A 23,499-nucleotide genomic window follows, 5' to 3' on the forward strand; every position below is an offset into this window, starting at 1 on the left:
CCCCTGGTAGGCGATGAGGCAGGCCGTCAGCGCTTTTTGCATGTGGCGCTTGACCGTGGCCAGCGACACGCGCTGCGCGCGGGCGATATCGGCATACGCCATGCCGTCGAATTGCGAGGCCAGGAAGATGGCGCGGGTCTTGGCGGGCAGCGTGCGCAAGGTGGCGTCGATGGCGTACAGCGTTTCCAGGATCAGCGCCCGCACTTCCGGCGACGGCACCTCGCGCGGCGGCAACTGCGCGGCCGCGCATTGGTAGGCGTCTTCCAGCGCGCGGCGGCGCCAGTGGTCCACCACCAGGCCCTTGGCGATATGGGTGAGCAGCGCGCGCGGCTCGTCGCCGCCGCCGGCGCGCACCCGCGCCGCCATCAGGCGCACGAAGGTGTCGTGGGCCAGGTCGGCGGCATCGAACGAGTTGCCGAGCTTCTTGCGCAGCCAGACGGACAGCCAGCCGTGATGCTCGCGATAGATCCGCGTAACGGTGTCGGTGGGCAGGGAATCGGTCGAGGACACGGCGCGTCTCGCGGTGGAATCTAAATGGGAATTGTTACTATTTTATCCCATTCCGGATTCCCGATTCCCGCCGCCCTCCCTACAGCTTGGGGGTGTAACGCACGGTCAGCATGACATTGCGCGGCTCGCCGTAGTAGTTGTTGCTGCTGAGCGTGTTGTAGGACGGCACATAGTATTTCTTGTCGAAGACATTGTTCAGGTTCAACCCGACGCTCACTTCCGGCGTGGCCTGGTAGCCCAGGCGCGCGTTCCAGACGGTGAAGCCGGCCAGCGCGAACTTGCGATCGGAGCTCAGCGTATGGGTCTGCGTGTTGACGCCCGCGCCCACGCTCAGGCGGTTCCATGCGCCCGGCAGCTTGTAGTTGGCCCACAGGCGCAGCATGTGCTTGGGGGTCCAGGTGTTGAAGATCTTGCCCTCGTTGTCGGGATCGGCCAGGTACTTGGTGGTGTTGTAGGTGTAGCCGGCGAACAATTGCAGGCCCTGGATCACCTCGCCCGACACTTCCGCCTCGAAGCCCTGGCTGCGCACTTCGCCGGCCGCGCGCGAGCAATACCAGCCATCGCACGCGAAGCCGCTTTCGTAGTCGGTCACCGCGCGGTTCTTGTGGTCGTAGCGGAACACGGCCAGCGCCACGTTGACGCGGCCGTCAGCCAGCTCGCCCTTCACACCGGCTTCGTAATTGGCGCCTTCCACCGGCTTGAGCAGCCCGCCCGAGACAGTGCGCTCGGTTTGCGGTTCGAACACCGACGAATAGCTGGTGTAGACCGACCAGTTGCTGTTCAACGCGTAGACGATGCCCGCATAGGGAATCATGCGACCGGACTCCGTCGTGGCCGAGGTTTCGCCGGCGGAGCGGTAGGCAAAGTCGTACCAGCCGACGCGGCCGCCGCCGATCAGCGCCAGCGACTCGGTGGGCTTGACGCGCCACGTGCCGTAGATGCCCTTCTGGCGGATGTCGTAGCTGCTGCGGCTGTCATAGCCGCTTGCCGCGGCGATGGAGTCGATGTCCTGCCAGGGCCGGTTGTGGTCGATATCGAAGATGTTGCCGTCGCTATTGCTCCATGCCCGCGTGAAGCGGTCTTGGGTGGTGAGCTTGGAATAGTTGGCGCCCAGCACCACTTCCTGCTTCATCCCCAACGCAGTGAAATCGCCGCTGACCGACATGTCCAGGCCGCGCTGCCGGCTGCTGAAATCCACGCCGAAATTGCCGTAGGACAAGCCGCTACCATCACGCTGCACCGAATCGGCCACGCGTTGATGCACGCTGGTGTTCTTCTCGTTCATGGCGACGCCGCCCAGCTTGAAACGCCAGGCCTCGTTGAAGCGGTGCTCCAGGTCCGCGTAGAACACGGTCTGGTCGTTCTTGGCGCGGTTCCAGGTCGAGCCGGTGAAGGTCGAGCGCGGCAGGTCGATATCGCCACCGTCGGCGAAGCGCGGATAACCCACCAGCATCGGGCGCGAACGGCTGAATCGGTTGCTGACCGCGATACCCGCCGTGGTATCCGGACTGATGTCGTAGTCCAGCGCGGCATACACATTGCGCGTCTTGTCCCACACGTAGTCCATGTAGGAATGGCTGCGCTCATCGTCCAGCACCACGCGGCCGCGCAGCGAACCCGAGGCATTCAAGGGACTGCCGGCATCCAGCTGCAGGCCATAGCGGTCCCAGGAACCGACCTTGCCGGTCACGACCACTGACGGCTCCGCGCCAGCCCGCTTGCGCACCAGATTGACCGCGCCGCCGGGGCTGCCGGCGCCTTGCAGCAGCCCGGCCGCGCCGCGCAGGATTTCGACGCGGTCATAGAACACCAGCGAATCCTGCTCCCAGTTGCCCAGGCTGTAGTTGTTGCGCAGCAGGGGCACGCCGTCGTATTGCAGCATGTCCACCGGGAAGCCGCGCGCGTTGATCGCAATGCCCGGCCCCACGCCCTGCACGCCCACCATGCCGGTGGTGTTGTTGATCGCGTCCGGCAGGCTGGTCATGTCCTGGTCGTCCATCCGCTGGCGCGTCACGATGGTGATGGACTGGGGAATGTCCTTGAGCGCCTGGGTGGTCTTGCCGATGGTGGCCGCGGACGAGGTGTAGGAGCCGGTGCCGTCGGTGGTGGCCTGATAGCTGCCGGTGACCGTCACGGGCGCCAGCAGCGCCGCCTGCGGATCGACCGCGCGGCGCAGGCGATAGCCGCCTTCGGCGCGCACCACGGCCTGCAGACCAGTGCCCGCCAGCAGCCGTTCGAGCGCGGCGTCGACCGGATAGGCCCCCGTCACGCCCTCGGTGCGCACATCGCGGGTGAGCGCCGGATCGGACGCCACCATCACGCCCGCCTGCATGCCGAATGTGCCCAATGCCCCGCCCAGCGCGCCGGCCGGCACCGAGAAGGAGACGGTGCGCGGCGCGGCCTGCGCATGGACCTCGGCGACGGACCCGCTGGCGGCCGCCAGCGGCAATGCCAGGGACAAGGCGGCGCGCAGCCGCGCAGTCGCCGGAACGCGGCGGGAGGCTTTCACGGTGGGGGCCGCGAGCGGAAGGTGGCGAGGCATGGAGAGAAGTCCTGTGTCATGAGGGATCGGCGCCGCCCGTCGTCGGGGCTGCTTTCCCTACATGAAGCGCGAGATCCGCCATTCCGCCGTTTCAGTTACACATTGGCCGCGTCAGGCCAGCCCGACGTTGACCCAGTAGCGCGTGTAGCGCCGCACCCGCACCGGCAGTACCTCTTGCAGCATCGCCAGGACCTGGTCGGTATCCGCCACGGGAAACGCCCCCACCACGCGCAACGACGCCGCATCCGGGGAGCAGCGCAACACGCCGGGGCGATAGCGTCCCAGTTCGGCCAGGAAATCGGCCAGCGGCATGGCGTCGGCCAGCAACATGCCATCGAGCCAGGCCGCCACCTCGGGGCGCAGCGCGACCGCGTCGAAGGCGCCGGCGCGCGAGAATTCGGCCTGGCTGCCGGCCATCACCCGGCGCGGCGCGCCGCCCGCCGGCCCACAGTCCACGTCCACCGCCCCTTCCAGTACCGCCACGCGCGCGCGGCCATGGCCCAGGTCGCGCACCAGGAAGCGCGTGCCCACCGGCGTCAGCACGCCGGCGCCGGTGCGCAGCGAGAACGGCCGGCCCAGGGGATCGCTGGCGGTGGTCACCAGGATCTCGCCTTCCAGCAGTACCAGTTCGCGCCGGGTATCGGTATAGCGCAGGTCGAGCGCGCTGCCGGCATTGAGTTCGACGCGAGTGCCGTCCGCCAGCGTGACGCTGCGGCGTTCGCCGGTGCCGGTGCGCAGGTCGGCCACCAGGCCGCGCAGGACCTCGCGATCGCTCGCCCCCCAGGCGCCCAGCCCGACGCCGGCCGCCGCCACCATCCAGCGGATCGCGTTGCGCCGCGAACGAATCAACGGCGCCTGCTGCAGCGCGCGCGAGGCCACGCCCGCCCCCGCCTGCTGCACGCCCTGCGATACCCCTTGCGTGAGCGCGACCAGGCGTTGCCAGGCCAGGTCATGGGCGGGCAGCGCCTGGCGCCAGCGCTCGAAGTGGTCGCGGTCCGCCGGCGTCCCGCCGTCACGCAAGCGCGCCCACCAGTCGGCCGCCTGGCGGATCACCTTGGGATCGATCTTGCCGGCCTCCGGCGCGTGCGGCCTCAGCAGGCGGGCCCCCTCGGCGCGGCCGCTCAACCGTACACCGCCGTGTAGCAGCGCACCAGGGCGCGGGCCAGCGATTTCTGCACGGCGTTGGGCGTCAGGCCCAGGCGCTCGGCGATCTCGCCGTTGGACATGCCGTCGAGCTGCGCCATCAGGAAGATGCGGCGGCTGGTCATCGGCAAGGTGTCGAGCAACTCGCAGACCTGTTCGAGCGCCTCCAGGATCAAGGCGCGGGCCTCGACCGAAGGTTCCACCGGCACCGGCTGCAGGGCCAGCGATTCGGCATAGGCGGTCTCGAGCGCGGCGCGGCGCGCGCGGCCGATCAGCAGGCGGTTGGCGATGGTGCGCAGATAGGCGCGCGGTTCGCTCAGGGGTTCGGCGGGATGGGCACGAATCAGCCGTTCGAAGGTGTCGTGCGCCACGTCGGCGGCGTCCGACGCGTTGCCCAGCTTGCGCTGCAGCACGGCGCGCAGCCAATGGTGGTGGGCCAGGTAAACGGACTGCGCCTCGGCATGGGGCGCGCAGGAAGAGGGAGGCATCGCGATCCGGCCTCGGCCGGTCCACCGGGGTAGTTGAGATAATGGAAATTATTCTCAATTATAAATGGACCGGCCTTTTCCGCCAGGTCACCCCCGCCCCTGCGGTCACTGGCGCAACTGTTCCGCCAGCAAGGCCAGCGCCGGCTTGTCCAGCGCCTGCGCCGCATAGCACAGGCCGACGCGGCGCGACAGCGCCAGGCCATCGAGGTCCTGGGCCGCGACGCCCGGCTGCTGCGCGATCAGCGAGCGCGGGGCGATGCAGGCGCCGACGCCGGCCGCCGCCAGCTCCAGCGCCAGGCGCAACGAACCGGCCTGGGCGGCGGGCGCGCCGGCGGCCGCGCCGTAGTACGGCAGCAGGCGTTGATGGCTCGGATGATCGGGACAGACGATCCAGTGCGGCGCGGCGGTCTCGGCGGCTTCGACCGGCAGCGCGATGGCATAGGGGTCGTCCCACAGCGGCACGAACAGTTCGTCCTCGCAGCGCTCGTCCTCGGTCGCCAGGCGGGCGTCGCCGACGCAGCCTTCCAGCAAATGCAGCAACAGATTGGGCACCGCCTGCCGCGCCCGCGCCACGAACGCGCGCATGTGCGCACCCGCGATCTCGCCCTCGACGCCGATGCGCAGCTCGGCCAGGCGGGCATCCTGGCGGAACTGGCGCGCCATCGACTCGGTCTGCGCCACCAGGCGGCGCGCCTGCGGATACAGGATACGGGCCTCGTCCGTGACCGACACGCCGCGCGCCTGGCGCTCGAACAGCTGCGCGCCCAGCAGGCTCTCCAGGCTCTTGATGGTGCCCGACAGGGCCGGCTGGCTCAGGTGCAGCCGCTGCGCGGCGGCGGTGATGTTGCGTTCCTCGAAGACCGCGATGAAGGCGTTGAGCTGGCGGCTATCCATAAGTTTTCCCGATTGATGCGAGAAGAATAAACCATTTTTCAAGCGTGAAAGCCGGGCCTAGAATCGTTTTCAGCCCCTCCGGCATATGAATAACCGATACCTGGAGTCTTCACCATGACTACCCCCCCAACGCCCCCTCGTCGTCGTCACCGGCGCCAGTTCCGGCATCGGCCTGGCCACCGCCCGCCTGTTCTCGTCGCACGGCCATCCGCTGCTGCTGCTGGCGCGCCGGCTGGCGCCGATGCAGGCCCTGAACCTGCCCAATGCGCTGGCCCGCCAGGTCGACGTGACCGACCGCGCCGCGCTGGCCGCCGCCCTGCGCGAGGCCGAGGCCCAGTACGGCCCCGCCGACGCCATCGTCAACAACGCCGGCGTCATGCTGCTGGGCGATATCACGCGCCAGGATCCGGCGCAGTGGGACCGCATGCTGGACGTGAACGTCAAGGGCCTGCTCAACGGCGTGCACGCCGTCGCCGCCGGCATGGTCGAGCGCGGCCACGGCACCATCATCAACATCAGCTCGGTGGCGGGCCGCAAGACCTTCCCCAACCACGTCGCCTACGTCGGCACCAAGTTCGCCGTGCATGGCCTGTCGGAAAACCTGCGCGAGGAACTGTCGCCGCACAATGTGCGCGTGGTCACCATCGCCCCCGGCGCGGTCGAGACCGAGCTGCTCAGCCACACCACCGACGAAGGCATCAAGAGCGGCTACCAGGACTGGAAGGCCGACATGGGCGGCAAGGTGCTGGCCGCCGAGGACGTGGCCAACGCGGTGTACTACGCCTACTCGCAACCGCCTGGCGTGTGCATCCGCGAGATCGTGCTGGCGGCGACCCGCCAGCAGGCCTGAGGCCGGCGGACGCGCCGCGTCCGGCGTGGCCCGCGCGCGGGCGCGGGCCGCGGCTCGGGACGCTAGAACGTCGCCTTGAGGTTCAGGAACACGCTGCGCGGCTCGCCGTAGTAGACCTGGTTGGCCACGCCGCCCAGGTAGTACTTCTTGTCGAACAGGTTGTTCACGTTCAATTGCGCCGACAGGCGGGAATTGAAGTCGTAGCGCGCCATCAGGTTGAACAGCGCGTAGGCCTTCTGCTTGGCGGTGACGCTGCCTTCGTCCAGCTCCACGTTGGTGTAGGTGCTGATCTGCCAATTGACGCCGCCGCCCAGGGTCAGCTTGCTCCACGCGCCCGGCAGGCGATAGGTCGTGAACAGCATCGCCGTGGCGCGCGGGCGTTCGGTGTTGACCGATACGCCATGCACGTCGCGGCTGGTGTAGTACGTGCCGCCCAGCGTGGCGTTCCAGCCCGGCGCCATCTGGCCGGTCACTTCCATCTCGATGCCGCGCGTGGTCACGCCGTCGGCGGTCTTGTAGGCGCTGTCGGTCGATCCCGGCACGATGTAGCCGGCGTCCGGCACGCCCGTCTTGCTTTCCTTGACCTTGAACAGCGCCAGCGATGCGTTGAGCCTGCCGTCCAGGTACTCGCCCTTGACGCCCACTTCGTAGTTCTGCCCCTCGACCGGATCCAGGTAATTGCCGTTGCGGTCGCGATAGTCCTGCGGCTGGAAGATGTCGGTGTAGCTGACGTAGGCCGAGTAGGTGCTGTTGATGTCGTACACCAGGCCGGCGTAGGGAATCAGGCGCGAGTCCTTCTGGTCGCGCGTCGGGGAGCGCGATTGCCAGGTCGCGTAGCGGCCGCCGGTGATGAGGGTCAGGCTGTCGTTCAGCGACCAGCGCGCCGCGGCATAGGCGCCGCGCTGATGCGTCACGGTGTCGCGCAGCGTCGAGGTGGTCCATTCGGGCTGCGGATACTTGCCATCCCAATCGTAGAACGATCCCGTGTCCGGCATGGCGCCGGCGCGGCCGTAGCTGTAGAAATCCTCGCTGTAACGGCTGCGCATCGCGCCCAGCACCAGTTCATGGCGACGCCCCAGCAATTGGAACGGCCCCTTGACCTGCAGGTTCAGCGCGGTCTGCTGCGCGTAGGAATTCCAGTAGCCGGGCAACGCGCCCAGGCCGGCGCCGGTTTCCCGGTCGGGCTGGCCGTACAGGTACAGCAGCTTGGCGTCGTACTTGCTCTTGCGCAACGACCAGTCGGCCTTCGCCTCCCAGTCGTTGTCGAACCGGTGCGTGAGCGAGGCGAACGTGGTGCGCTGCGTGGTGTGCCAATAGGTCCAGTCCGCCGCGGTGGTCTTGGAGCGGCGCCAGTCGGTGGGCGTGCCGTCGCTGAACACCACCGGCAGGCTGCCCCAGGTGGTGCCGCGCGGCCGCTTGTCCTGCGAGTCCATGCCGACGCTGAGCGTGGTCGACGGCGTCAGGTCGGCATCGATCACGCCGTAGAACACCTTCTTGTCGGCGTGATACAGATCGATGTAGGAATCCTTGTTCTGGTATAGCGCCACCATGCGCGCGCGCACCGTGCCCGCCTGGTTCAGCGGCGTGCTCAGGTCGAGCGAACTGCGGAACTGGTTCCACGAGCCGGCGCCGACGTTGACGGAACCGGTGAATTCGCGGCTGTTGGCATGCTTGCGCACCAGGTTGATCGAGGCCGACGGATTGCCCGCGCCGGTCATCAGGCCGGTGGCGCCGCGCACCACCTCGATGCGGTCGTAGATGATGGAATCATTGTCCGACTCGCCATACATCGACAGGCCGATCGTGGTGGGAACGCCATCGTATTGCAGGCTGTCGATGTAGAAGCCGCGCGACCAGAAGTCGGTGCGGTCGCTGTCCTCGGCCACCACCTGCACGCCCACCACGTTGCCCATCACCTCGTCGAGCGAACGCAGGTTCTGGTCCTCGATGCGCTGGCGCGTCACCACCGTGACGGACTGCGGCGTTTCGCGCAGCGACAGCGCCAGCCCGGTGGCCGCCGAGGTGGCCGGCGTGGTGTAGGAGCCCGATCCCTCGGTCACCGCGGGATCGCCGGCGCCCAGCACCTTCACGGGCGACAGGCTGGCCACCTCCTCGCCCTCGCGCGTCAGCACGATGCTGTCGCCCTGCCAGCGATAAGCCACGCCGGTCCCCTGCAACAGGCGGGCCAGCGATTGCTCCGGACTGCCGCTCATGCGCAGGCCCGGCGAGCGCAGACCGGCCACCAGCTCGGGCGCGTAGAACACGCGCTGACGAGTCTGCGCGGCCCATTGCAACAGGGCGTCGCCCAGCGGCATCGGGGCGATGTCGACGGCGACCGCGGGCGTCTGCGGCTGGGCCTGGGCCGCGCCGCAGGCGCCGGCCGCCATGGCCAGCGACAGCATCAGGGAGGAAAGGGTAAAGCGGTGCGTGGCGCGCGGGCGGCGCCTGGAAGAAGCATTCACGGTCAGCAGCGGTTTCGGTTCGACGATGGACAGGAAAGTCCCTTCGGGGGGACGCGGCGCGACGCGCCTTCCTGGGTAGAACGATGCCGCTGCGAAAAAACCTGAATGCCGGGCCTGATTATTTTGTAACGGCGCACGCGCCTAGCGCGCCGAGATGTCGATGGCGCCGTCCGCCGCCGGCGCCAGCTTCACCGGCGCCACCGCCGGCAGCGCTTCCAGCAGGGCCTCGGGACGATCCAGGCTGAACGAGGCCGAGACGCGCAAGCGCCCGCTCTTGCTGTCGGCCAGGCGCAACGGCGTGGCCAGGTAGCGGTTCATTTCGCTGACCACCTCGGCCAGCGGCGCATTCTTGAACACCACCCGGCCCGTCTGCCAGGCCAATGCCGTATCGACATCGGTGGGCGCCGGCACGCCGATGGCGCCGCTGCCGGGCACGCGGATGCCGTGTCCGCCGCGCAGCACCGCCAGGCCGAGATTCCACCAATGGCCGCCGGTGACTTCCACCGTGCCGGACCGCACCAGCACGGTCACCACGTCCTCGTCGCGGCGCACGTCGAACACGGTGCCGGTCACGCGCACGTCGCCGCTGCCGGCGCGCACGATGAAGGGACGCTCGGCCTCCGGGCTGACGCTGAAGAGGATTTCGCCGCCCTGCAGTTCGATCTCGCGGCGGCCCGCGTAGAACTTGACCTCGGCCAGCGTATTGCCGTTGATGTCGAGCACGGAGCCGTCGGGCAACGTGACCTGCTTGCGTTCGCCGCGGTCGGCGCCGACCACGGTGGTGAAGGTGGGCGCCTCGCCCGGCAGGCTCCACCAGCCGGCCAGCGCGACCAGCGCCAGCGCCGCGCAGGCGATGCCCACGCGCAGCGGCATCGCGACGCGGCGGCGCGATGGGCGCGCCGGCACGGCGCCGCCCAGCAGCGCCCGCACCCGGTCTTGCGGCAGCTGTTCGGCCGCCTTGCCCAATTGCTGCATCCGGTCGAATTCGCGCGCCGCGTCCGGCTGCTCGCGGCGCCAGCGCGCGAAGGCGCGGCGCTCGCGGCGCGTCATGTCGCCCGAATGCCAGCGGGCAAACCACCAGGCGGCGGTGGCGGGCTGGCTCGGGTCGTCGGCGTCACGGTAAAAGGACTCGGTCATCGTCGGCTGCCGTCCACGCGCGGGCGTGGACATGAATTGAAGGAAAACTGCGTCATGGATTGTGCTCGTGCAGGCGCTCCCGCACGTGTTCGATCGCTCGCATGACATAGCGTTCAATCATATTCTTGGACAGGCCCATGTAGGTGGCCACCTCGGCCTGGGTCCAGCCCTCGATCCGGTTCAACACGAATGCCTGGCGGCACTTGGGCGGCAGCTCGCCCAGCACCCGCGCCAGATCGTCGGCCAGCCGCGCCGCGCGCAGCGGCGCTTCGGGATCGGTCTGCGCGGGCTGGTCATGCTCGTCCAGTTCGTCCAGCGGCACGTGCTGCTCGCGCCGCTGGCGGCGCCAGCGGTCGATCAGGCGATGCCCGGCGACCTGGAACAGATAGCCGCGGGCCTTGGCCGCCACGCTGCCATCCGCCTTCAGCAGATGCTCGACCGCGTCGTGGGCGGCGTCTTCGGCATCGTGCCGGTTGCCCGAGCGGCGGCTCCAGGCGCCGATCAGCTCGTCATAGCAGGCGAGCCATCCGGGGCGGGTCGAGGCGGGGCGGGACATGGAACGATCCGGTGGCGTAGTGTGGCGACGCTGCGGATTTTACAAACAATTCTCATTACCGCAAGGCCACGCCGCCCTTGCCTGCCCGCCGCCCCGCTAGTAATCCATCGGCACGTGGCTCTGCGCCGCCCGCAATTCCTGGATGTGCCGTTCGGCCTCCTGCCGCTCGGCGGCCGGCGGCAGCGCGCGCCAGCTGACCATGCTGCCCGGCGCCTTGACCGGCATCCAGCCCAGCACGCTGTACAGCGTGATCGCGGTGTCCCCGGTGTCCAGCCGCGTCTCGTAATAGCCCTGCCGTTCCGGCGTCTTGTCGCCGGGCACCCACTCCAACTGCGACATCGTGTCTCCCTCTCGGTATAGCCTGTCCTGAAACCGCGGCTCCCGCCAAACAGGGGCTTGCGCCCGATGGTAGCGCGCCGCCTTCTCCCGATACGTGCACGATGCGCCCGCTTTTCAATTCTTGACAGAGGGGAATCCCTAAGCTTTTTCGGCAACGCGATTGCTAAGTCGGGAACTGAGGCGCTAGGATGCGGCAAAGGATTCTTACAAACCGGGTCCGGCGACGCAGCCGCGTCCCGGGCCAGCCCGCCCTCGGTAGCGGGCTTCTGAGGGCGACCGGTATGCCGACATCGAGCTTCATGCGCTATCCGAAAGATCGGTTGGCGGCCCTGGCCAGCGCAAGCGCGCTGCGCGCCATCCGCGAAGGACTGCTCTGGACGATGCCGTGCCTGCTCGTGTCGGCGCTGTTCCTGGTGCTGTCGGTGGTGGCCGGGCAGCTCGGCCTGTCCTCGACGGTGGTGCAGGAACTGGCCGCGGTGCATGCCAAGCTCAACAGCGTCATGCCGATGCTGGTCAGCACCTCGGTCGGCTACATGCTGTCGATCCGCCACCGCGTGCCCAATCTGCCGGCGGCGTTCCTGTGTCTGTCGTACGTGGTGATCGCCGAGGGCCTGCTGGCGCCCTACCCGCACGCGGCCGCCACCCTGATCCTGAGCATCTCCATCCTGCTGCCGCTGGGCAGCCTGCCGCTGCTGGCCTGGCTGCACCGGCGCCGCTGGACGCGGCTGGCGCCCGACGGCCTGATCGGCGAAAACGTGCGCGGCACCCTGAACATGGTGATACCGGGGTTGCTGACCGCCGGCGCGGTGGCGCTCGCGGTCAGCGCGCTGATACGGATTCCCGGCGTGGCGCAGTTCGACATCCCGCTCGACCTGGCCTCGCTCGACAGCCCCTTCACCACCGGCCCGATGACGGCCGCGCTGAACTCGATCTTCTGGTTCTTCGGCATCCATGGCTATCACGCGATGGCGCCCGTCATCGATGTGCTGGACCAGGCCACCGCCCTGAACGCGGCCAGCATCGCCGCCGGCCACGAGGGCATGTACGCGCTGAATGGCAGCCTGCTCGGCGCCTTCGTGTTCATTGGCGGCGCCGGGGCGACGCTGTCGCTGGTGGCCGCCATCCTGGTGTTCTCGCGCAGCGAGTCGCTGCGGCTGCTGGCGCTGGCCAGCATTCCGGTATCGCTGCTGAACGTCAACGAGATCCTGCTGTTCGGCCTGCCGCTGATCCTGAATCCGCGGCTGCTGATCCCGTTCGTGCTGGCGCCGGTCTGCAACGCGCTGGTGGCGCTGGCGGTGGTGCAGTTGGGCTGGATCCCGCCCGCCTCGGTCACGTTGCCGCTGACCTCGCCGGTGCTGCTCAACGCCTATCTCAGCGCGGGCGGCCACCTGGGCGGCGTGGTGCTGCAGGTGGTGCTGATCGCGCTGGGGGCCTGCCTCTACGCGCCCTTCGTGGTCGCGCTGGAACGCCAGCGCAAGGCCGACGCCACCGTCTACTTCAAGTCGCTCGACACCACCTTCCCGCGCCTGCAGGAGGAATCGCTGCTGTTCGCGCACGACCCGGTCGTCTCGACCTACACCAACCGCGCCCGCCGCAGCGCCGAGATCTCGCGCATCCGCACCATCAGCGAATACGACTTCTATCTCGAATACCAGCCGCAGGTCTCGCTGCGCAGCGGCCGCTGCACCGGCTGCGAGGCGCTGCTGCGCGCCACCGGTCCGGAAGGCACGCAGCAGGCGCCGCTGGAATTCCTGCGCTGGCTGGCGCAGGCCGACCTGATGCGCGAAGTGGACCTGTGGGTGGCCAAGCAGGCGGTGCTGCAATGCCTGGCCTGGCGCAAGGCCGGCTTCACCCTGCCCCTGACCGTCAACGTCACCAGCGGCACGCTGACCTCGGAGTCGTATCTGGACAAGCTCGTCAAGGTGCTGGAACAGGCCCAGGGCCAGGTGTCGGTGGAGCTGACCGAGGACGCGCTGGTCGAGGACGCGCAGGCGCTGCACACGGCGTTCGACCGCCTGCACGGCATCGGCTGCAAGGTGTATATCGACGATTTCGGCACCGGCTACTCGGCGCTGAGCTACCTGCACCAGTTCGAGATCGACGCGGTCAAGATCGACCGCAGCTTCGTGCTGGCCCAGAGCAGCGCGCGCGGCGCCCAGGTCATGAGCGGCCTGCTGCGCTTCTGCGAGGCGCTGGACCTGCAGATCATCGTCGAAGGGGTGGAAACCCAGGAGCAGCTCGCCGCGCTCGAATCCAGCGCCGAGATCGTCGTGCAGGGCTGGTTCTACAGCAAGGCGCTGTCAGGCGAGCATCTGGTGGAATTCGCGCGGCGGCGCATGCCGGCCGCCGCGCACAGCGACAGCGCCGCCGCTATTTGATGCCGATGAACGGCAGGGCCGCGCCCGGCACCTGCGTGGACGGCAGCACGCCGTCCCACTTCTCGACCGCGTTCAGGCTGACCAGGTTGGTGTTGGCGGCCAGCGCTTCGGCCTTGGCGCGGATCGCCGCCGCCTCGGCGTCGCCGCGCATGCGGATGCCGTCGGCCTCGGCGGTGAACTGCTGGCGGCGCGCATCGGCTTCGGCCTTGGCCTTGACCACCTGGATCTCGGCGTTGATCATCGCCGTTTCCTTCTGCTGGCGGGTGGTCTCGATCTGCACCTGCGCCAGCATGCGCTGTTCGATCGAGTGCTCGTAGGCCTGCGAGAAACCGACTTCCTCGATCTGCACGCCCACCACCTGCACCGGCGCGCCTTCCATGGTCTTGAGCACGGCGTTGTTCACGTCCAGGCCCAGCTTCTGGCGTTCCTGGATGGCGCGCACGGCGGTGTACTGGCCGAACACGTTCTTGACCGCGTCAGGGGTCTTGCGCTCGAGCACGCGCATCTGCAGGTTGTTGATGGTGCCGTATTCGGAGTACAGCTCGGCGACATGCTCGGCCGGCACGCGGTACGTGACCGACACGCGCAGCGTGGCGGGCTGCTGGTCATAGCTGTAGGCTTCGAGCTTCTCGAACACGAAGGTGTGGTCGCGCACCGACACCGTCATCACGTTGTCGATGAACGGCGTCTTGAAATCCAGGCCCGGTTCGGACACGCGCACCAGCTTGCCGTTGCGCAGCACCACGCCGCGTTCGCCCTGGTCCACCTGGAACCACGAACCGAACGCCAGGCACAGGATCAGCACGAACAGCACGCCCGTGATGATGCCCACCTTGAGGCTGCGCGGCTTGACGGACTTGACGATCTGGAGGTCGGTCGGCTTCACTTTTCAGTCCCTTTCTGATTTGTTGCGTTTACGATCCGAGAGCACGGCGGCGATGCCGCGCGCAAGCAAATAGGCGACCACGGCCGCCCCCACCAAGATCAGGAAATATCGCATCTGGCATTCCCCCCCGGAATAGAAGCGAGCGATTCTAGCTTGAGTCAGCGCGCTGCAAGGTTACGGTTGTTGCAATGAGAAAAACCGCTTGCCAACGGAGACAGTGCGCGTTCCAGCGATACGATACGCTGGCCGCACCGCAATTCAGGGATCGCATCATGCGCCGTCATTTCGCCGCTCTCATGGCCGTCGCGGCCTGTACCGCCATTATCCAGCCCGCCTGGTCGGCGCCGCCGGAGAACCGGGGAAAACCGGACCATGCCGGGCAAGGCAACGGCAAGAACAAGGGCCGGGACGACGACGCCGGCATCAACGTCACCCTGACCACCGCCGGCATCAGCATCTCGACCGCCCGCGGCTACGCGGTGCAGGCCGGCGCCACCGGCTATGGCTCCCTGCCGCCGGGCATCCGCAAGAACCTGGCGCGCGGCAAGCCGCTGCCCCCCGGCATCGCCAAGAAGATGGTGCCGGGCCCGATGCTGGCCCGGCTGCCGGTACATGCCGGCTACGAATGGCGCGTGGCGGGCAACGACCTGATCCTGATCGCCATCGCCAGCGGCGTGGTCGCCGACGTACTGGCGGGCGTGTTCGATTGAGGCGGCGCGGCGCTACGCCGCGCGTTCCGCGGCGCGCGGATCGAGCCCGAAGCGCTGACGCAGCGCCGCGACCGCCGCGGCATCGTCCAGCAGGGTTTCCGTGACGGCATCGGCCGCCACCACCTTCAGCGTATTGCCGACCAAGATGCTGCGGCCGGACTCGGCATGCAGCACCACCACGCGCTTCTGCACGAAGATGGCATCGGGGTGGGTCGAGTTCAGGTAGTTGGCCGGCGCGAAATCGATCCACTCCTGCGGCGACAGGTCGAATCCATATTGGTTCTGCCACTGGCCGGCCGCGCGCGCCTGCAGCAGATACTCGCCGCCCTCGGCGCGGCTCAGCCTGAAGGCATCCATGTCCTGGCGCACCTCGCGGTCCAGATCGGCCAGATTGAGCGGCGCCCGGATGCCATAGCTGCCGAAGCCCAGATCGCACAGCCAGTCGGCGCCCTCGACCCGCGCCACCAGCGCCATGTGCGTCTTCGGCCGCCTGACGGGATAGAACATGGGCCGGGCCGCGACGAAGCGATAGGGAATGCCCAGGGCCTGCAGGGCCATCGCGAACAGGCCGTTGACCTCGTAGCAATAGCCGCCGCGTCCACGGGCCAGGATCTTGTCGACGATGTCCTCGGGCGCCAGCGAGACGACGCGGCCGGCCTGCACGTCCAGGTTCTCGAACGGCACGCTGAACAACTGGCGGCGCATCAGCGCGGCCAGCGTGGCGCTGTCGGCGCGGAGGTCGCCGGCGTGACCGATGCGTTCAAGGTAACGGGACAGGGTGAAATTTGCTGCGTGCATGGCATGCGCCTTCGAAGGGGGTGAAGTAGCGGGGAAAGGCCCATCATGCCTCCCGGCCGGCGCTCCCGGCGGCGACAGGGCGACGGCGGGCTATGCTGTACAGATATCCATTTTCCGCATCTGTCATGCAGCACAGTTATGCCCGGCTCGCGGCCCGCCTGAAAACCGCCATCCATGCCTCGGAATACACAGTGGGCGAGCGCCTGCCCTCGGTGCGCGAACTGGCGGCCGAGCACGCGGTCAGCGTCGCCACCGCCGTGCGCTGCTACCGGCAGCTGGAGCGCGACGGCTATGCCGAGGCGCGCTACAAGTCCGGCACCTATGTGGCCGACTGGAAGGCGCTGCGTCCGACCCGGCCCGCCGCCCCCGCCGCGCCGCCGGCCGGCGTGGAATACGACCGCCTGGCCTCTCTGCAGCACCGCATGACGCAGCTCTACGCCCTGACCGCGCAGCCGCTGCCGCTGGCGTTGCACCTGGCCAGCGCGGCGCCGGAATGGTATCCATGCGACGCCCTGGCCCGCATCGCCCAGCGCCAGTTGCGCCAGCAGCCGCTGGCGCTAGGCGCCTATCCGTCGGGCACCGGCCTGCCGGCCTTCAAGACCGAACTGCTGGCGCACCTGGCCACGTGCGGCATCGACGCCGGCCCCGACGATCTGCTGATCACCAATGGCGCCACCGAGGCCATGCAGATCGCCCTGCGGTCGGCGGCGCGGCCGGGCGACACCATCATCGTGGAATCGCCGGTGTACTTCGGCTTGCTGCAGGCCATCGAGCACCTCGGCATGCGCGCGCTGGAGGTCCCTTGCGTGCCCGGCCAGGGGCTGAGCCTGGAGGCGCTGGAATACGCGCTGGAGCACCAGCCCGACGTGCGCGCCGTGGTCGTCATGCCGACGTTCCAGAACCCGCTGGGCGACTGCATGCCCGACGCCGCCAAGCAGCGCCTGCTGAAGATCGCGCAGCGCCACGACCTGACCGTGATCGAGGACGACGCCTTCGGCGACCTGGGCCACAAGACCGAGCGCCCGCCAGCCATCAAGGCCTGGGACCGCGACGGCCGGGTGATCTACTGCGGCTCATGCGGCAAGAGCATGGCGCCCGCCTTCCGGCTGGGCTGGGTGCTGGGCGGCAAGCGCCACCGGCAGCTGGAATCGCTGAAGGTCAGCAACTCCCTGGCCGCGCCGCTGCTGGAGCAGCAGGTGCTGGCGGACTACATGAAGAGCGGCAAGCTGCCCGCCCACCTGCGCAAGCTGCGCACCCGGCTGGCCGCCGTGGTGCCGCCCGCGCGCGACAGCGTGCGCCAGCATTTCCCCGCCGGCACCCGGGTGAGCGGCCCCGAGGGCGGCTGGTGGCTGTGGCTGGAACTGCCAGAGCCCATCGACACGCTGTCGCTGCTGCGCACGGCGGTGCGGCAGGGCATTTCCTACACGCCAGGCGCCCTGTTCTCGGCGTCGGGAAAGTACGGCAACTGCCTGCGGCTCAACATCGCCCGCCCATGGACGCCGCCGCTGGCCGCCGGCCTGCGCGCGCTGGGACAGGCGATGCGCGCCAGGCCGGCCGGCTAGGGCCTTTCGCCGGCGTCGTAGCAGGCAAGCCCCAGGCGGGCCAGGTTGTCCGGGTATTCGAAGTAGGCCTCGTCCAGCTCCTGCAGGCGCGTCTGCTCGGCCTCGGTCATCGCGCCATAGATGTCGTTGAGTTCGATGACCTCGGGCGCGGCCTCGAAGCGATCGATCAGGCCGCGCATGGCCGCCACGATGGCCAGCGTGCGCTCGGCGCCGATCTTCCTGAGCGCGAGCAGCGCCAACTGGCAGGTCGGGTCGCCCCAGTTGCACAGAAACTGCATGAAGCCGCCGTTGTTGATGTCGGCTTCCATGCGCCACAACGCGACCAGTTCCTGCTCGCGCTGCGGCAGGCTGTCCAGTTGCCAGCCGGCGGCCTGCAACGCGGCCAGCGCCTTCTCGTAGTGCGCGTCCCACAGCAGGTCGCGCACGTTCAGCATGCCTTCGGGCGACGGCGCGAGCAGGCCGGGCCAGACCACGCCATGGTCGTCGTCCACCAGCTGCCATTGCGCGCGCTCGGCCGGGCTGCCTTTCTCCAGCCGGATGTGCCGCCGGATCGGCTCGCGCAGCTCGCGGCCGTCGGCCAGCGTCAGCAGGATGTGGGTATCGGTCAGCGCGAGATGGCGGATGCGGTAGTCGGCGGCGGACATGCGGTGTCTCGAAATGAAAGCGGCGGTGGCGCAACGCGCTGAAGATAACGGATCGGATCGCGGACGTCGAGGCGGCGCCGCGCGCTTATCGTTCCAGGGCCTGCGCGAGGCTCCTTGTAGTGTGAACAGGCTCTAGCATCACGCCGCATCCTGTTACGCCCCCGCGCGCGACCCATCTGCTACCGTAAAGCCTGCCTTCGGGTACGGCCCGCGCGCCGCGTCCGCAATGTCCTCGAATGGAGACCGACAATGCCACGCCCTTCCGCGTCCACGCCCCTGATCGGCGTGATTCCGCCCTACGTCCTGGACCGCCTGGCGCAGCACGCCGACGCGCGGGTCAGCATGCCGGCGGTCAAGACCCTCATCATCGACCAGCAGCAGCGCGGCCTGCGTGAAATGGCGGCGCAGCCGCCGCGCTCGCAAGTGGCGGCGCCGCGCCGGCAGGGCGAGCCCGGCACGCCGCAACGCGCGGTGCACGACGCCGGCAACACCACCACGCTGCCCGGCAAGCTGGTGCGCGCCGAAGGCGCCAAGGCCAGCGGCGACGCCGCGGTCGATGAGGCCTATGCGCACCTGGGCGCGACCTACAAGCTGTTCCACGACGTCTACCAGCGCGACTCGATCGACGGCGCCGGCCTGCCCCTGGTGGGCACCGTGCATTACGGCGAAGACTACGACAACGCCTTCTGGAACGGCTCGCAGATGGTGTTCGGCGATGGCGATGGCGAGATCTTCAACCGCTTCACCGTGGCGGTCGACATCATCGGCCATGAACTGACCCACGGCGTCATCGACAGCGAGGCGGCGCTGGCCTATCAGGGCCAGTCGGGCGCGCTGAACGAATCGCTGTGCGACGTGTTCGGCGCGCTGGTCAAGCAATACGCGCTGGGCCAGAGCGCGCGCGAGGCCGACTGGCTGGTGGGCCAGGGCCTGTTCCTGCCCAAGGTCAAGGCGCGCGCGCTGCGCTCGATGGCCGAGCCCGGCAGCGCCTATGACGATCCGGTGCTGGGCAAGGATCCGCAGCCGGCGCACATGAGCGCCTATGTCGACACGCCGCAGGACAACGGCGGCGTGCACATCAACTCGGGCATTCCCAACCGCGCCTTCTATCTGGCCGCCACCGCGCTCGACGGCCCGGCCTGGGAAGTCGCCGGCCGCATCTGGTACGACACGCTGCGCGACAAGCGGCTGCGCCACGACGCCGACTTCGCCGCCTTCGCGCGCCTGACGCTCGACGTGGCGCGCAGCGTACGCGGCGATGCCGCGCACAAGGCCGTGGCCGGCGCCTGGGCGGCGGTGGGCATACAGCCATGATCGCGCTGCCGCCGCTCGAACTCACGCTGCGCGTCAGCCTGACGCGCGAAGGCGGGCTGGCGTACCTGCCCGGCCTGGCGCGCACCCGCAGCATCGACCTGGCCGATTGCCCGCCGGACCTGCGCCAGGAAGTCGGCGACGCCCTGCGCCGCACCGCGCCGCTGGCGAACCCGGACTGCGCCGCGCGGGGCGGCGACCAGCGCTACTTTCATGTGGAAGTGGTGTTCCGCGATCCGGCCAGCGGCGACAGCGCCAGCCTCGCGTTCGACGTGCCCGAGGCGCAGGCCCCCGACACACTGGTGCGCCTGTGGCGCAGCCAGGCCGGGCCGCCCTGAGGACTGGCCGCCTCAGCTCGCCTTGCGTTGCGGTTCGGCCGCGTGCGCGCGGAACTGGCCGACCTGGATATTGCGGCCCGCCAGCAGGCCGCAGCCCGCCATCGCCACGCATAGCCCGGCGCACAGGCCCAGCGCCACCGACCAGCCGCCCAGGCGGTCATGCAGGGCGCCGACCAGCGTCGGCCCGCTGGCCGCGAACAGATAGCCGATGCATTGCGCCATGCCCGACAACGCGGCCGCCTGCTGCGCATGGCTGGCGCGCAGGCCCACGAACATCAGGCCCAGGATGATGCCGCCGCCGGTGCCCAGGCCCAGCAGCACGATCCACAGCGTGGCCCAGCGCGGCGCCACGATCAGCCCGCTGAACGCCACCAGCGAGGCCGCCGCCGAGCAGAACGCCGCGGCGCGCTGGTCCTTCATGCGGCGCACCACCGGCGCCAGGAACAGCGCCGGCCCGGCCGACATCAGTTGCAGCAGGCCATGCAGCGAGCCGGCGCGCTCGGCCGAGTAGCCGGCGTCGCGCAGGATCGCCGGCAGCCAGCTCACCCCCACGTAGAACACGAACGAATTGATGCCCAGGTACAACGTGACCTGCCAGGCCAGCGGCGAATGCCACAGGCGGCCGCCATGCGGCGCGTGCGCGGTCGACGACGCCGGCGGCGTGTGGTTGGCCAGTTGCGGCAGCCACAGCAACGCGCCGGCCAGCGGAATCACCAGCATGCACAGCGTCGAGATGCGCCAGTCGCCGCCGGCCAGGCTGGCCAGCGGCACCGCCAGCGCCGAGGCGGCGCCGGCCGCGATGCTCATGGTCAGCACATAGGCCGAGGTCAGGCCGGCCAGGCGTTGCGGGAAATCGCGCTTGAGCAGGCTGGGCAGCAGCACGTTGCCGATGGCGATGCCCGAGCCGATGACGGCGGTGCCGGCATACAGCGCCCAGGCCTGCCCCTGGCTGCGCAGCACGATGCCGCCGCCGATCAGCAGCAGCGCGAAGAACAGGGTGCGTTCCAGGCCATGGCGACGCGCCATGCCGGCGGACACCAGCGACACCACGGCGAACGCCAGCAGCGGCAGCGTGATCAGCATGCCGGCGGCGGTGTTCGACAGGCCGAGCTGTTCGCGGATCAGCCCGACCAGCGGCGGCACGCCGGTGACCGGCGCGCGCAGCGCCATGGCGATGAAGAGGATGCCCACGATCAGGAGGACGGGGCGTTGGGAAGCGGGGGAAGGCTGGGAAGGATTCATGACGACAGCTTAGGCAATGCCATCGCTGCTGAATTTCGAGATAATGACAAGATATCCCTAAATCCTGCCAACCCGGGACACCCCACGGCCACCCCATGTATCCGCCGGAAGCCCACAGCCCCTATTTCGATCCCGACATGCCCACGCAATGGACCTACGCCATGCGTGTGGACGCGGCCCGGAACAGCCACGAGTCCCCCACCCACCGGCACCGCATGGGCCAGCTGGTGCTGTCGCTGCAGGGCGCCGTGACCAGCACGGTGCCGCAGGGCCTGTGGATGGTGCCGCCGCGCTACGGCGTCTGGATTCCGGGCGGCACGCCGCACAGCAACCGGGTCACCGACAACGGCCGGGTCTGCTTCCTGTTCGTGCCGGCGGATACCCCGGGCCTGCCGCGCCAGTGCTGCACCCTGGCGATCACGCCGTTGGTGCGCGAGCTGATGATTCACCTGGCCGACCTTTCGCCGGCCGCCACCGCCGAGCCGGCCAACCGCCGGCTGGCCGCGGTGCTGGTCGAACAGTTGGCGCAGATGCCGACCGAGCAGTTGCACCTGCCGCTGTCGGAACACCCGCGCCTGCGCGAGATCGCCACGGCCCTGCACGCCGATCCCGCCGATCGCAGCACGGTGGCCGAATGGGGCCGGCGCCTGGCCATGAGCGAGCGCACGCTGGCGCGCCTGGTGCGGCAGGAGGTCGGCATGAGCTTCGGCCGCTGGCGCCAGCAGATGCACATCGTCATGGCGCTGCAGCGGTTGTCGTCGGGCGTGTCGGTGCAGCGCACCGCCGAGGACCTGGGCTACGAATCGGTCAGCGCCTTCATCACCATGTTCCGCAAGACGCTGGGGCAGACGCCGGCGCGCTATTTCGCCGGCAAGGCCGACGGCCGCGACGGCGCCTGAGGCGCGCGGGCGTCAGCCCTTCGGCCCCGCCACCAGGAACAGGCGCGGGAACGGCAGCAGCACCGTGCCGTCCGCCAGCGCGGGATAGGCGCGCGCGATCTCTTCCTGGTAGCGCGCCAGGAACGCGGCCTGCTCGGCGGCGTCCAGCTTGTTCAGGTAGGGCCGCAGGGCCGTGCCCTTGAACCATTCCACCACCGCCTGCGCGCCCGCCAGCGGGTGCAGATAGGTAGTGCGCCACACGTCCAGGCGGTCGCAATGCGGCTTGAGCAGTTCGTAGTACCAGGCGGCGCTGTGGCGCGGCGGATGCTTGACGTCGCCGATCTTGGCGGCCCAGGGGCCGTCGGCGGCGACCTGGCGCGCCAGCTTGTGGGCCGGCTCTTCCAGGTTGTCCGGCGTCTGCACCGCCAGGCTGCCGCCCGGCGCCAGCTTGCCCACCAGGCGCGGATACAGGGTCGCGTGGTCGGGCACCCACTGCAGCGCGGCGTTGGCCAGGATCACGTCGTACTGGCGCGGCGGATTCCAGGTCTCGATATCGGCCAGTTCGAACGCGATCGACGGCAGGCGCTTGCGCGCCGCCACCACCATGTCGTCGGAACTGTCCATGCCGGTCACGTCGGCCCGCGGGTAGCGGGCGGCCAGCACTTCGGTGGAGTTGCCGGGGCCGCAGCCCAGGTCGACGGCGCTCGCGACGTTCTCGTTGGGCAATGCCGCGACCAGATCGCGCACCGGACGGGTGCGTTCGTTTTCAAAGGCGGAATACTGTTTGGCGGACCAGGTCATGACGGCTCCTTGCGTGGGTCTGGGTACGTTCCGCACTCTACGCCGCGCCATTCCATATGACAAATATATATAGGGCTACCTATCCATATCCACTGAATATGCCGGCACCCTGTCAGAATGCGGCTATCCCCAATCGGAACCTGATGAATGCCCCTGCAACTGGTCCTGTTGCCCGGCATGGACGGCACCGGCGAGCTATTTGATCCGCTGCTGTCCGCGCTGCCCTGCGCGCCGCCGCCCGTGGTGCTGCGCTATCCCGTCCGCGAGCCGCTCGGTTACCCCGCGCTGGAACAGCGCGTGCGACAGGCCCTGCCCGCGCAGGCGCCCTTCGTGCTGCTGGCCGAATCCTTCTCTGGCCCCCTGGGCGCCGCCATCGCCGCCGCACCGCCGCCGAACCTGCGCGGCCTGATCCTGTGCGCCTCGTTCGTGCGCGCGCCGCATCCGCGGCTTGGCCTGGCGCGGCCGCTGGCCAGCTGGCTGCCGGTCACGCTGCTGCCGCGCGCGGTCCTGCATCACCTGTTGCTGGGCGCCCACGGCACGCCGGCGCTGCGCGCCGCGCTGGACCGGGCCGTCGCGCAGGTGGCGCCCGCCGTCATGCGGGCCCGCCTCCAGGCCGTGATGGCCGCCGACCAGCGCGCGGCGTTTGCCGGCGTGCGCCTGCCGCTGCTGTATCTGCAGGCGCGCCACGATCGCGTGGTGCCGCCCGCCGCCGCCGCGCTGGTCGAGCAATTGGCGCCGCAGACCCGCCGGGTCGAGATCGACGCGCCGCACTGCCTGTTGCAGGCCGCGCCCGAGGCCGCCGCCGCGGCCATCGCCGATTTCCTGCGCACGCTCGAGGCGGCCCCGCGATGAAAAAAGGGCCCGCCATGGGCGGGCCCTTCACACGCGCCGTACGCGCTTACTCCGTCTTCAGCTCGGGTTGCGACGCCCCCCCCCCCGAGCGGGTCTTCCACAGCGAGAACAGCACCCCGCCGCCGATCAGGCCGAAGGTCACCGACAGCGACACCACGGCGGGAATCTTGCCGATGAA

The 23,499-nt window shown here is 69.2% G+C and carries 21 protein-coding genes and 2 pseudogenes; 8 read left to right on the forward strand and 15 right to left on the reverse strand.

The window, feature by feature from the left end; all coding sequences use genetic code 11:
- The 5 genes from AOZ49_RS27955 to AOZ49_RS27975 form a co-directional block, all read right to left on the reverse strand.
- Positions 1-510: sigma-70 family RNA polymerase sigma factor (locus AOZ49_RS27955; RefSeq protein WP_054479006.1), on the reverse strand; the 510-nt coding region annotated here is incomplete at its 3' end.
- Positions 511-589: 79 nt separating this feature from the next.
- Positions 590-3,052, reverse strand: coding sequence for a TonB-dependent siderophore receptor (locus tag AOZ49_RS27960; protein WP_369815887.1), 2,463 nt, complete (start codon positions 3,050-3,052; stop codon positions 590-592).
- Positions 3,053-3,163: 111 nt separating this feature from the next.
- The gene (locus tag AOZ49_RS27965; protein ID WP_054479008.1) at positions 3,164-4,177 is read right to left on the reverse strand and encodes a FecR domain-containing protein; all 1,014 of its coding nucleotides are present in this window, start codon (positions 4,175-4,177) and stop codon (positions 3,164-3,166) included.
- A complete protein-coding gene (locus AOZ49_RS27970; protein ID WP_054479012.1) occupies positions 4,174-4,683 on the reverse strand; it encodes a sigma-70 family RNA polymerase sigma factor in 510 nt (169 codons plus the stop codon). The genes AOZ49_RS27965 and AOZ49_RS27970 overlap by 4 nt, the downstream gene beginning before the upstream one ends.
- Before the next feature lie 105 nt (positions 4,684-4,788).
- Positions 4,789-5,577: a LysR family transcriptional regulator gene (locus tag AOZ49_RS27975; RefSeq protein ID WP_054479014.1), complete on the reverse strand. Its 789-nt coding sequence runs from the start codon at positions 5,575-5,577 to the stop codon at positions 4,789-4,791.
- 151 nt (positions 5,578-5,728) lie between these two features.
- Between AOZ49_RS27975 and AOZ49_RS27980 the strand changes: the two are divergent.
- Positions 5,729-6,427: pseudogene (locus tag AOZ49_RS27980) on the forward strand (SDR family oxidoreductase); the annotation flags it as partial.
- Positions 6,428-6,489: 62 nt separating this feature from the next.
- Here the strand turns inward: AOZ49_RS27980 and fhuE are convergent.
- The 4 genes from fhuE to AOZ49_RS28000 all read right to left on the reverse strand — a co-directional run bounded on the left by fhuE (position 6,490) and on the right by AOZ49_RS28000 (position 10,921).
- Positions 6,490-8,898 carry a ferric-rhodotorulic acid/ferric-coprogen receptor FhuE gene (gene fhuE, locus AOZ49_RS27985; protein WP_082380611.1) on the reverse strand — a complete coding sequence of 803 codons (2,409 nt, stop codon included), beginning with the start codon at positions 8,896-8,898 and terminating at the stop codon, positions 6,490-6,492.
- A gap of 132 nt (positions 8,899-9,030) precedes the next feature.
- Positions 9,031-10,026 carry a FecR family protein gene (locus AOZ49_RS27990; protein ID WP_054479020.1) on the reverse strand — a complete coding sequence of 332 codons (996 nt, stop codon included), beginning with the start codon at positions 10,024-10,026 and terminating at the stop codon, positions 9,031-9,033.
- A 52-nt stretch (positions 10,027-10,078) separates the two neighbouring features.
- Positions 10,079-10,582: an RNA polymerase sigma factor gene (locus AOZ49_RS27995; protein WP_054428687.1), complete on the reverse strand. Its 504-nt coding sequence runs from the start codon at positions 10,580-10,582 to the stop codon at positions 10,079-10,081.
- 96 nt (positions 10,583-10,678) lie between these two features.
- Positions 10,679-10,921: a hypothetical protein gene (locus AOZ49_RS28000; protein WP_054428688.1), complete on the reverse strand. Its 243-nt coding sequence runs from the start codon at positions 10,919-10,921 to the stop codon at positions 10,679-10,681.
- Between the two features lie 281 nt (positions 10,922-11,202).
- Between AOZ49_RS28000 and AOZ49_RS28005 the strand changes: the two genes are divergently transcribed.
- Positions 11,203-13,299: a PTS sugar transporter subunit IIC/EAL domain-containing protein gene (locus AOZ49_RS28005; protein ID WP_054428689.1), complete on the forward strand. Its 2,097-nt coding sequence runs from the start codon at positions 11,203-11,205 to the stop codon at positions 13,297-13,299.
- On the opposite strand, the gene AOZ49_RS28010 is transcribed toward AOZ49_RS28005, so the two are convergent.
- Entirely contained in the window at positions 13,292-14,131 is an 840-nt protein-coding gene (locus tag AOZ49_RS28010; protein ID WP_369815888.1) for a prohibitin family protein, read from the reverse strand. The genes AOZ49_RS28005 and AOZ49_RS28010 overlap by 8 nt on opposite strands.
- 326 nt (positions 14,132-14,457) lie before the next feature.
- Here AOZ49_RS28010 and AOZ49_RS28015 point away from each other — a divergent pair, with 326 nt between their 5' ends.
- Positions 14,458-14,895, forward strand: a complete 438-nt coding sequence (locus AOZ49_RS28015) for an anti-virulence regulator CigR family protein (protein WP_054428691.1) — start codon at positions 14,458-14,460, stop codon at positions 14,893-14,895.
- A 12-nt stretch (positions 14,896-14,907) separates the two neighbouring features.
- On the opposite strand, the gene AOZ49_RS28020 is transcribed toward AOZ49_RS28015, so the two are convergent.
- Positions 14,908-15,693 (reverse strand): arylamine N-acetyltransferase family protein, encoded by a 786-nt coding sequence (locus AOZ49_RS28020; protein WP_054479022.1) that lies wholly within the window; start codon positions 15,691-15,693, stop codon positions 14,908-14,910.
- A 125-nt stretch (positions 15,694-15,818) separates the two neighbouring features.
- Between AOZ49_RS28020 and AOZ49_RS28025 the strand changes: the two genes are divergently transcribed.
- Entirely contained in the window at positions 15,819-17,255 is a 1,437-nt protein-coding gene (locus AOZ49_RS28025; RefSeq protein ID WP_054479024.1) for an aminotransferase-like domain-containing protein, read from the forward strand.
- Here the strand turns inward: AOZ49_RS28025 and AOZ49_RS28030 are convergent.
- Positions 17,252-17,899: a DMP19 family protein gene (locus AOZ49_RS28030; protein WP_054428694.1), complete on the reverse strand. Its 648-nt coding sequence runs from the start codon at positions 17,897-17,899 to the stop codon at positions 17,252-17,254. The genes AOZ49_RS28025 and AOZ49_RS28030 overlap by 4 nt on opposite strands.
- Before the next feature lie 249 nt (positions 17,900-18,148).
- Here AOZ49_RS28030 and AOZ49_RS28035 point away from each other — a divergent pair, with 249 nt between their 5' ends.
- Entirely contained in the window at positions 18,149-19,213 is a 1,065-nt protein-coding gene (locus AOZ49_RS28035) for a M4 family metallopeptidase (protein ID WP_054479027.1), read from the forward strand.
- Positions 19,210-19,548 carry a protealysin inhibitor emfourin gene (locus AOZ49_RS28040; RefSeq protein WP_054479032.1) on the forward strand — a complete coding sequence of 113 codons (339 nt, stop codon included), beginning with the start codon at positions 19,210-19,212 and terminating at the stop codon, positions 19,546-19,548. The genes AOZ49_RS28035 and AOZ49_RS28040 overlap by 4 nt, the downstream gene beginning before the upstream one ends.
- Before the next feature lie 12 nt (positions 19,549-19,560).
- Here the strand turns inward: AOZ49_RS28040 and AOZ49_RS28045 are convergent, their stop codons facing one another.
- Positions 19,561-20,790, reverse strand: coding sequence for an MFS transporter (locus tag AOZ49_RS28045; RefSeq protein ID WP_156355767.1), 1,230 nt, complete (start codon positions 20,788-20,790; stop codon positions 19,561-19,563).
- Between the two features lie 95 nt (positions 20,791-20,885).
- Between AOZ49_RS28045 and AOZ49_RS28050 the strand changes: the two genes are divergently transcribed.
- Positions 20,886-21,689 (forward strand): AraC family transcriptional regulator, encoded by an 804-nt coding sequence (locus AOZ49_RS28050; protein WP_054479034.1) that lies wholly within the window; start codon positions 20,886-20,888, stop codon positions 21,687-21,689.
- 12 nt (positions 21,690-21,701) lie between these two features.
- On the opposite strand, the gene tam is transcribed toward AOZ49_RS28050, so the two are convergent.
- On the reverse strand, positions 21,702-22,469 hold the full coding sequence (gene tam / locus AOZ49_RS28055; protein ID WP_054479036.1) for a trans-aconitate 2-methyltransferase: 768 nt from the start codon (positions 22,467-22,469) through the stop codon (positions 21,702-21,704).
- A gap of 147 nt (positions 22,470-22,616) precedes the next feature.
- On the opposite strand from tam, the gene AOZ49_RS28060 reads away from it, so the two are divergent.
- Positions 22,617-23,321 carry a serine aminopeptidase domain-containing protein gene (locus AOZ49_RS28060; protein WP_054428699.1) on the forward strand — a complete coding sequence of 235 codons (705 nt, stop codon included), beginning with the start codon at positions 22,617-22,619 and terminating at the stop codon, positions 23,319-23,321.
- A 46-nt stretch (positions 23,322-23,367) separates the two neighbouring features.
- On the opposite strand, the pseudogene AOZ49_RS32730 reads toward AOZ49_RS28060, so the two are convergent.
- Positions 23,368-23,499: pseudogene (locus tag AOZ49_RS32730) on the reverse strand (TerC family protein); the annotation flags it as partial.

Origin of the sequence: Achromobacter sp. 2789STDY5608615, assembly GCF_001298995.1 — a bacterium.
GTDB classification, from domain to species: domain Bacteria; phylum Pseudomonadota; class Gammaproteobacteria; order Burkholderiales; family Burkholderiaceae_B; genus Achromobacter; species Achromobacter insuavis.

What these genes read in the sequence shown, in the direction of transcription:
- AOZ49_RS27960 (WP_369815887.1), bottom strand. Translation starts at nt 3,052, where the DNA reads ATGCCTCGCCACCTTCCGCTCGCGGCCCCCACCGTGAAAGCCTCCCGC.
- AOZ49_RS27970 (WP_054479012.1), bottom strand. Translation starts at nt 4,683, where the DNA reads ATGCCTCCCTCTTCCTGCGCGCCCCATGCCGAGGCGCAGTCCGTTTAC.
- AOZ49_RS27975 (WP_054479014.1), bottom strand. Translation starts at nt 5,577, where the DNA reads ATGGATAGCCGCCAGCTCAACGCCTTCATCGCGGTCTTCGAGGAACGC.
- AOZ49_RS27990 (WP_054479020.1), bottom strand. Translation starts at nt 10,026, where the DNA reads ATGACCGAGTCCTTTTACCGTGACGCCGACGACCCGAGCCAGCCCGCC.
- AOZ49_RS27995 (WP_054428687.1), bottom strand. Translation starts at nt 10,582, where the DNA reads ATGTCCCGCCCCGCCTCGACCCGCCCCGGATGGCTCGCCTGCTATGAC.
- AOZ49_RS28000 (WP_054428688.1), bottom strand. Translation starts at nt 10,921, where the DNA reads ATGTCGCAGTTGGAGTGGGTGCCCGGCGACAAGACGCCGGAACGGCAG.
- AOZ49_RS28005 (WP_054428689.1), top strand. Translation starts at nt 11,203, where the DNA reads ATGCCGACATCGAGCTTCATGCGCTATCCGAAAGATCGGTTGGCGGCC.
- AOZ49_RS28015 (WP_054428691.1), top strand. Translation starts at nt 14,458, where the DNA reads ATGCGCCGTCATTTCGCCGCTCTCATGGCCGTCGCGGCCTGTACCGCC.
- AOZ49_RS28020 (WP_054479022.1), bottom strand. Translation starts at nt 15,693, where the DNA reads ATGCACGCAGCAAATTTCACCCTGTCCCGTTACCTTGAACGCATCGGT.
- AOZ49_RS28025 (WP_054479024.1), top strand. Translation starts at nt 15,819, where the DNA reads ATGCAGCACAGTTATGCCCGGCTCGCGGCCCGCCTGAAAACCGCCATC.
- AOZ49_RS28030 (WP_054428694.1), bottom strand. Translation starts at nt 17,899, where the DNA reads ATGTCCGCCGCCGACTACCGCATCCGCCATCTCGCGCTGACCGATACC.
- AOZ49_RS28035 (WP_054479027.1), top strand. Translation starts at nt 18,149, where the DNA reads ATGCCACGCCCTTCCGCGTCCACGCCCCTGATCGGCGTGATTCCGCCC.
- AOZ49_RS28040 (WP_054479032.1), top strand. Translation starts at nt 19,210, where the DNA reads ATGATCGCGCTGCCGCCGCTCGAACTCACGCTGCGCGTCAGCCTGACG.
- AOZ49_RS28045 (WP_156355767.1), bottom strand. Translation starts at nt 20,790, where the DNA reads ATGAATCCTTCCCAGCCTTCCCCCGCTTCCCAACGCCCCGTCCTCCTG.
- AOZ49_RS28050 (WP_054479034.1), top strand. Translation starts at nt 20,886, where the DNA reads ATGTATCCGCCGGAAGCCCACAGCCCCTATTTCGATCCCGACATGCCC.
- tam (WP_054479036.1), bottom strand. Translation starts at nt 22,469, where the DNA reads ATGACCTGGTCCGCCAAACAGTATTCCGCCTTTGAAAACGAACGCACC.
- AOZ49_RS28060 (WP_054428699.1), top strand. Translation starts at nt 22,617, where the DNA reads ATGCCCCTGCAACTGGTCCTGTTGCCCGGCATGGACGGCACCGGCGAG.